Source organism: Aminivibrio sp., assembly GCF_016756745.1.
In the GTDB taxonomy this organism is placed as follows: domain Bacteria; phylum Synergistota; class Synergistia; order Synergistales; family Aminobacteriaceae; genus Aminivibrio.
In genome coordinates, this window is the sequence record NZ_JAESIH010000025.1 from 240,363 (window position 1) to 248,168 (window position 7,806).

General features: G+C 53.7%; 6 protein-coding genes and 1 tRNA gene. All 7 read left to right on the forward strand.

Annotation, left to right across the window (positions count from 1 at the left end):
• The first annotated feature begins 4 nt into the window (after positions 1-4).
• The 7 genes from hypD (at position 5) to JMJ95_RS03035 (ending at position 7,773) form a co-directional block, all read left to right on the forward strand.
• Positions 5-2,365, forward strand: coding sequence for a trans-4-hydroxy-L-proline dehydratase (gene hypD / locus JMJ95_RS03005; protein WP_290682446.1), 2,361 nt, complete (start codon positions 5-7; stop codon positions 2,363-2,365).
• 122 nt (positions 2,366-2,487) lie between these two features.
• Positions 2,488-3,504: a TRAP transporter substrate-binding protein DctP gene (gene dctP, locus JMJ95_RS03010; protein ID WP_290682450.1), complete on the forward strand. Its 1,017-nt coding sequence runs from the start codon at positions 2,488-2,490 to the stop codon at positions 3,502-3,504.
• Positions 3,505-3,583: 79 nt separating this feature from the next.
• Positions 3,584-4,147 carry a TRAP transporter small permease gene (locus JMJ95_RS03015; RefSeq protein WP_290682452.1) on the forward strand — a complete coding sequence of 188 codons (564 nt, stop codon included), beginning with the start codon at positions 3,584-3,586 and terminating at the stop codon, positions 4,145-4,147.
• Positions 4,144-5,460, forward strand: coding sequence for a TRAP transporter large permease (locus JMJ95_RS03020; protein ID WP_290682455.1), 1,317 nt, complete (start codon positions 4,144-4,146; stop codon positions 5,458-5,460). Before JMJ95_RS03015 ends, JMJ95_RS03020 begins: the two co-directional genes overlap by 4 nt.
• Before the next feature lie 262 nt (positions 5,461-5,722).
• A tRNA-Val gene (locus JMJ95_RS03025) sits at positions 5,723-5,797 on the forward strand.
• Positions 5,798-5,888: 91 nt separating this feature from the next.
• On the forward strand, positions 5,889-6,278 hold the full coding sequence (gene acpS / locus JMJ95_RS03030) for a holo-ACP synthase (protein WP_290682458.1): 390 nt from the start codon (positions 5,889-5,891) through the stop codon (positions 6,276-6,278).
• The gene (locus JMJ95_RS03035) at positions 6,256-7,773 is read left to right on the forward strand and encodes an NAD(P)H-hydrate dehydratase (RefSeq protein WP_290682461.1); all 1,518 of its coding nucleotides are present in this window, start codon (positions 6,256-6,258) and stop codon (positions 7,771-7,773) included. Before acpS ends, JMJ95_RS03035 begins: the two co-directional genes overlap by 23 nt.
• Positions 7,774-7,806 lie beyond the last annotated feature (33 nt).

The following is a 7,806-nucleotide window of genomic DNA, read 5'->3' on the forward strand; positions in this document are numbered from 1 at the left end:
TGTCATGAACGAGAGAATAGAGTATCTGCGCAAAGAAAGCTTTGAAACCGCACCGAGCGTTTCCATCGAAAGGGCGGTGCTGACCACCGAGTTTTACAAAAGCAATGAAGGCAAGTATCCTGTCCCGATTCTTAGGGCTAAAAATTTCTACAACCTCTGCGAGAAAAAAACAATATACATAGGCGACAGGGAGCTTATCGTCGGGGAAAGAGGTCCCCGTCCAAAGGCGGTTTCCACCTTTCCCGAGCTGAACTGCCATACGGCGGAGGATTTCGAAATACTGAACTCCCGGCCTATGACACGTTATACCGTGGCACAGGAGGATATTTCCACCTACAGCGAATACGTCGTCCCTTACTGGAAAGGGAGAACTCTTCGGGACCGGATTTTCTCAAACCTTCCCGAGGAATGGCTTGACCTGTACGAAGGCGGCTGCTTTACCGAGTTCATGGAGCAGCGCGCACCGGGACACACCGCCCTCGACGGGACCATTTACCGCACGGGGCTTCTAGACTTGAAGGCCGGGATTGCCTGCACCATGAAAAACCTGGACTGGATAAACGATCCCCATGCAACGGAGAAAAATGAGGAGCTGCAAGCAATGGACATAGCCTGCGACGCCGTTATTCTCTTCGCGGAAAGGCATGCGGCCCTGGCTGAGAAGATGTCGGAGGAAACGGCGGACTCCAAAAGGAGAGCCGAGCTTCTCAAAATAGCAGACGTCTGCCGCCATGTTCCCGCCCATGCCCCCAGGGACTTCCACGAAGCCGTCCAGACGTACTGGTTCACCCACCTCGGGACGATTACGGAACTGAACGGCTGGGATGCCATGTCTCCCGGCCATTTTGACCAGCACCTCGCTCCTTTCTATGAAAAAGGAATCCGGGAGGGAACCCTTGACAGGGAAAAAGCAAAGGAGATCCTTTCTTGTTTCTGGATAAAGGTAAACAATACACCGGCGCCTCCCAAGGTAGGTGTCACGGCTGCTGAAAGCGGGACCTACAACGATTTCACCCAGATCAACCTCGGGGGAGTGACTGAAGACGGCACGAACGGGGTAAGCGAAGTATCCTACCTCATGCTTGACGTCCTTGACGAACTGCAGCTCCTTCAACCCCAGGCCGGCGTCCACATATCCACAAAAACCCCGGAACGATTCCTTCGGCACGCCTGTCGCATCATGAGGCGAGGCTCCGGGTATCCTTCGGCCTTCAATTCCGACGCCGTGGTCATGGAACAGCTCGGAATGGGGAAACGGGTCGAAGACGCCTATACAGGAGGGACAAGCGGATGCATTGAAACGGGGTCATTCGGGAAAGAGGCCTACATTCTCCATGGGTACCTGAATGTGCCGAAAATCCTTGAGCTTGTTCTCAACAACGGCACCGACCCCCTTACTGGAAAGAAGATCGGGATTGCTTCCGGCGATCCTCTGGAATTTCGGGATTTCGACGACCTGTACCGGGCGTTCGAAAAGCAGCTTGCCCACGTGGTAAATGTCAAAATCCGAACCGACAACTACATTCAGCGGATGTTTGCCCGTCATGCCCCGGCTCCGTACCTTTCCGTCCTCATCCACGATTGCATCGAGAACGGGAAAGACTACTACGACGGCGGAGCACGGTACAATACGGACTATATCCAGTGCTGCGGCATAGGAACCGTAACGGACAGCCTCTCCGTGCTCAAAAGGCACGTCTTTGAGGACGGCTCGGTCTCCATGAACTCCCTTCTTGAGGCGCTTAGGGATAACTGGAAAGGGCACGAGGAGCTGCGGCAGTTCGTGTGGAACCGGACCCCCTTCTTCGGAAATGATGATGAATACGCAGATTCAATCATGCAAAGGGTTTACGGGTCCCTTCTCGACACCATTGACGGGAAGCGGTCGCCGAAGGGGTCCACCTATCACGTAAACATGCTGTCCACGACATGCCACATTTACTTCGGGAAAAAACTCGGGGCGACGCCGAACGGACGGTTCGCCCATGTCCCCGAATCGGACGGCACCTCTCCGTCCCACGGTGCCGACAGACGGGGGCCGACGGCAGTAGTGAAATCCCTCAGCAAGATGAACCAGGTCAAATCGGGGGGAACTCTCCTGAACCAGCGGTTTCTCCCCTCGGTTCTGGAAGGAGAGGGCGGCTTGGAAAAAATGGCGCGGCTTATACGAACCTATTTCAATCTCGGCGGCCATCATATTCAGTTCAATGTCGTGGACACGGAAACACTGAGAAAGGCCCAGAAACATCCCGATGAATACCGGGGGCTTCTCGTTCGGGTCGCAGGCTACAGCGACTATTTTGTGGACCTGGACGATCACCACCAGGAAGAGATCATTGCCAGAACCGCCCATGAAAGTTTCTGAACGCCGGTTCCAGAAAACATCTTTTTAAGGGGGGATTACAAGAGAAGCTGGCCAGACTATGAGAAAAGAGCGCTTCGGAGAGCAACTCTTGGTGATAGAAAACTGAAAGGAGTGCTGAAATAATGCATAAGAGAACAAAATTCGCCCTTCTTCTTCTCGCGGCCGTTTTTGCTGTATCTCTTGCCGTCCCGGCGATGTCCTCCGCAGCTCCGGAGATGACCCTTCGTTTTGCGGGGCAGGTTCCCATTGAGCATACCGCCACAAAGCTCATGCACCAGATTGCCGATGAAGTCAAGGAAAAGACGAACGGAAGAATCGAAATCGTCGTTTATCCCGCAAACCAGCTGGGCGATTATACCCTTGTCTATGAAGAGCTCATCCGGGGCACGATAGACATGGCCGCCATTTCCGTCCCCAGCCAGTTCGATCCCAGGCTGGAAGTAACCTACATAAACTGTTTCGTCAGGAATTTCGACGAAGCAAAGAAAGTCTTCGCCGCTGACGGATGGCTGTTCAAGAAAATGGACGAACTCAGCTCAAGGCTCGGCGTGAAGCTCCTCGGCTTCCAGGTTGAAGGCTTTATCGGCATCGGAAGCACGAAACCGGTCAACGAGCCCCTGAATCCCGATGTGGACAAGGGAATTCTCGTTCGTATCCCCAACATGGACGTGTACAAGCTCGGCGCGGAAGCAATGGGTTACAAGACCGTCACCGTTCCCTGGGCTGAAGTTTACACAGCCCTCCAGACCGGCGTTGCTGACGGCGTTGACGGAATGACCCCCACGGCAGCCTACACCATGCTTAAAGACGTGCTGAAGTACTGGTACGATCTGAATTACTCCGTTGAAAACTTCAATTACATGATAAGCCAGAAGACCTGGGAAAAACTCTCCCCGGCGGACCAGAAAGTCATTGCCGATGCATGCGCAAAGGTCACTGAAATGAGCATCGAACTTGCGAAGCAGGACCAGGAAAAGCATCTCGAGCTCATGAGACAGGCCGGCATCGAGGTTCATACCTATTCGCCCGAAGAGCTGAAGCCCATTTTCACGAAAGTTTCCGCCACATGGGACAAGCTTGCCGACAAGTTCTCCAAGGAACTGATAGAAGAGTTCAAACAGCAGTACGCCCCCAAATAAACCCTACCAGGCGAGCCGGCGGAGCACGGCGGAGGAGAGTACCCTCCGCCTGCTCCTTTGCGGCAGAAAGGAGAAATGCATGTCAGAGCGCGAAGCCATGGGCTGTTTTCCTGAAAACAGGCCGGACAAAAAATCCCCGATTGACCTTGTCCTTTTGTCCTTTTTCTCCATTGTCACCGTTGTCTGCTCCCTTTTGCTTTCAGTGGTAATATCAGCTGCGGCCTTTACGCGCTACATCATCGGCGGTGACTTGTACGGCTTCGAGGAATGGGTGAAACTCTTCGCCTTCTGGCTGTATTTCATGGGAGGGGCTTACGGCGCCTACAACGACACCCATGTTTCCGCCGACGTAGTGGATTCATACATGAAGGAAGGAACTCTCAAGAGAGCAGTCATCTTTCTTCGGAATATCATCACCACAGGGATCAGTATTCTCTTCACTTGGTACGGATACGACTTTTTCATGTTCGGTTTCATGGGGCCCCTCGGCACAGGCGTTGCGATTCCCAAGACCACTGTCTGGCAGATTCCGCTCTGGACATCCTACCTGGCGGTCTTTCTCGGTCTCATTTTCATGACCTACTACTTTTTCATGAGAATGCTGCGCAGTTTCCGGGCTTTGATTAAAGGAGGAATTTCATGATTTACATCGCCGTTCTGATCCTTCTTTTCTGTCTCATGCTCGGCGTCCCGGTTCCCATGAGCTTTATGGCATCGACCGCGTGGCTGCTCTTCTTCGGCGGTCCGCAGGGCGCCGGGTACCAGACGTCCATGGTTCTTCCCTATGGATTCAGCTCCATGAACAGCATCGCTCTCATCTCCATCGCTCTCTTCATAATGGCCGGGGGCATCATGGAGAGGGGAAGGATAGGGGAAAAGCTGATCAACCTCGTCGACCTTCTCGTCGGAAGAATAAAAGGCGGTCTCGGCGTCGTCGGAACGATCTCCTGCGCCGTTTTCGGATCCATTACCGGATCGGCATGCGCCACCCTTTCCTGCATCGGTTCCATTATGTTCCCGAGACTCAGGGAAGCAGGCTATCCCCCGGGCGTCGCAGCGGCGGTCATGTCCAACGCGTCTCTTCTCGGAATGCTCATACCTCCCAATTCGACACTCATCATCTTTGCCTGGATCGGGGGACAGTCAATTCTTGCCTGCTTCCTTTCGACAGTCATCCCCGGGATAATCATGACCACCCTCATATCCGTTGTAAATTGCTGGCTTGTCCGCAAAAACCCGGATGTCAAGATAACGGAGCCTGTCCACGGCAAGGAAAAAATGCGTCTCTTCAGGGAGAGAGGTTTTTCGGCCCTCCCCGCGCTCATGCTTCCCGTCATAGTTCTCGGTGGTATCTACGGAGGTATTATGACTCCCACCGAAGCGGCTGCCGTAGCAGTGGTGTACGCAATACCAACGGGCATGTTCATTTACAAGGGACTCACCTGGAGGGGACTGTGGGATTCTCTCGTCGAGTCGGCGGTCACCACTGGAGTTGTCATGGTAATGCTCTATTCGGTCATGATGCTCAGCAGGCTCTATATCATGGAGGATCTCCCCGGAAAGATGCTCGGTCTCTTCCGATCCGTCTCAGAAAATCGCTGGATAATTCTGTTCATGATCAATATATTCCTGGTCATCATGGGAATGCTCATGGATGATATCAGCTCAGTCACACTGGGAACCCCCATACTTATGCCCATAATCATCGAGCTTGGCTTCAATCCCATCCATTATGCGGCCATCGTGGGCGTCAATACGGGACTGGGATGCATCACTCCACCTGCGGCGCCCGTCCTGTACCTAGGGGGGCGATTGGGTAACGCGCCGATAAAGGAGATGATGGGCCCAACGCTCTGGATAATTGCATTTGCATGGGTCCCGACGCTCCTCATAACCACCTATTTCCCCAAGCTTTCTCTGTTTCTGCCCCATTTCCTGCTTGGGACTCCATGGTAAAAGAACCGGGGTGAAAGGTTTTGACCTACAGAAATTTTTTCGGGCTTATCTGTCTCTCCTGTTTCGTCATAGGTTTGTGGACGAAATCGCCCTATGCCTATTGGGGGGCCTTGTTCAGCGGAGCCCTGTCAAGAGCTTCTGTCCGCAAAGGATGGAAAACTCCCGAATGGATGCGGAAGCTCTCGTTTTCCCGGATATTGGCGTTTTGTTCCGGTCGGCTTATTGACAAACAGCCCTGAGCTCTGTAGAATTCTTTCCTGTTGGGTGGTTAGTTCAGAGGAAGAACGCTTCCTTGACGCGGAAGAGGTCAGAGGTTCGAGTCCTCTACCACCCACCATTATAGGGAACAAAGGGGTTCCGGTTTTGCCGGAGCCCTTTTTTTATGGTATAACCTTCGTAAAAATCAAATTTTGCATGGAGGAAGCAACGTGATTGTTGGACTGGGAGTCGATCTCTGCAACGTGGAAAGGATACGTAAATCAATGCGGTCCGACCATTTCGTGAAAAGGGTCTTCCATCCCGACGAAATCGCATATGCCTTTTCGAAGGCAGATCCCGCCAGGCATCTTGCTGGAAGTTTTGCCGCAAGGGAAGCATTTTCAAAGGCATCTTCGGTTTCCATGTACTCCATAGCTTTCTGCGGAGTTTGGGTGGAACGGACGGAAAGCGGCCCGGTTCTCCGCATTGGAGAATCTGTCAGGCATCTCATTCCCGGCGGAAAGACAGGATCCCCCTTTCTTTCCGTTTCCCACGACGGTGAATACGCCGTAGCCGTGGTTGTCATCGAGGCGAACCATGAACTACTTCACTTCCGCTGAGATTAGAAGAATAGAAAAGGAACTCGTCGAAAACCTCGCTGTTTCCGAATATCTCCTCATGGAAAACGCGGGATCCGCTGCCGCTGACGTCATCATGAACCGGTTTCCTGAAGGGGATATTCTGGTACTTACCGGTCCGGGGAAAAACGGCGGTGACGGGTACGTAGCCGCCAGACACCTTGCCGTGCGGGGAAGAAGGGTGGAAATTCTCTCGGCGGTTCAGGCCGGAAGCCTTAACGGAATTACGAAAAAGAACTTCCGTCTTGCCGTTCAATGCGGAATTTCAGTTTCCTCTTCGTCTGATTTTTCAGACGAAGAGATTGCCGGGAAGATACAGAAGGCGAACCTCCTGGTGGACTCCCTTCTTGGTATCGGTTCAGCAGGTCCTCTGAGAGGTGAGATTGCCCGGCTTTGCTTCCTTTCGAAAAAGGCGGGTCGGATCATCGCGCTGGATATTCCGACCGGAATCGATCCCGACACGGGAGTGGCTGACGATAATTGTGCAGGAGTCACCATGACCATTACAATGGTCGCTCCAAAAACCGGGGTCGCTGCGGGAGACGGCAGAAAACTGGCAGGAGAAGTCATTGTGGCGGGGGTCGGTTTCCCGCTGCCGCAAAACGCCGTTCCCCGTATCCGCTCTTTCTCTCCGGAGGACGGGAAACGATTCCTTCCTCTTTTCTCTGAAGACATCCACAAGGGGATGAGGGGCGGAACCATGGTGATAGGCGGCAGCACAGTCTACCGGGGAGCTCCCCTTCTGTCCATCCGGTCTTTCCTGAGAGCGGGGGGCGGACTCGGCATTCTCTTTTCCGAGGAAACATCCTGTGCGCCTTGTTCCTCCTCCCTCCCCGAGGCTATCACGGAAAGCGGCCTGTTCACAAAAAATGACTGCGGGATTATCGGAACCCTTTCAGCCTGGTCCGGGCGGATTGATACAGTAGTTCTTGGCCCGGGAATAGGACGTTCGGAGAGGGCTGGAGAGATCTGCCGCCTTGTGCTTTCCGCATGGGAAGGCCGTCTCATCCTCGATGGAGATGGATTGTACTGGCTTTCGAAATCGGGAGAAGGGATAGACCGGGGAAGAGTCCTCCTCACGCCCCATGAGGGAGAGGCAGCGTACCTTCTCGGAGTTTCTCCGGCGGATGTTCGAAAAGACCGCATCTCAGCGGCGCGACGGATAGCGGAGAAGTGGGGACCGGTTCTTCTCAAGGGCTTCGGGACACTATGCGATGACGGAAATCAGACCTATCTCGTCAGGGCAGGAAACCGAGCCCTGGCTGTTCCCGGTTCCGGCGATGTCCTTTCCGGGGTAATCGCCGCCTTTCTGTCAGCAGGAACTCCGCTTCTTGAGAGCGCCGCCCTCGGGGCATATGTTCATGGGATGGCAGCCCGCTCCCTGGCCGCTTCGAAGGGTTTGGACGGCATTCTTGCAGGAGAAATCGCGGATGAAATCCCCGGAATACTGATGGAAATGAGGAATCGGCAACCGTGAAAAGAAAAAGAATCGACTGGGATGAAGAACTGA

Bases quoted from the DNA above. Each gene is read 5' to 3' on its own strand.
- hypD (WP_290682446.1), top strand. From the start codon at position 5: ATGAACGAGAGAATAGAGTATCTGCGCAAAGAAAGCTTTGAAACCGCA.
- dctP (WP_290682450.1), top strand. From the start codon at position 2,488: ATGCATAAGAGAACAAAATTCGCCCTTCTTCTTCTCGCGGCCGTTTTT.
- JMJ95_RS03015 (WP_290682452.1), top strand. From the start codon at position 3,584: ATGTCAGAGCGCGAAGCCATGGGCTGTTTTCCTGAAAACAGGCCGGAC.
- JMJ95_RS03020 (WP_290682455.1), top strand. From the start codon at position 4,144: ATGATTTACATCGCCGTTCTGATCCTTCTTTTCTGTCTCATGCTCGGC.
- JMJ95_RS03035 (WP_290682461.1), top strand. From the start codon at position 6,256: ATGAACTACTTCACTTCCGCTGAGATTAGAAGAATAGAAAAGGAACTC.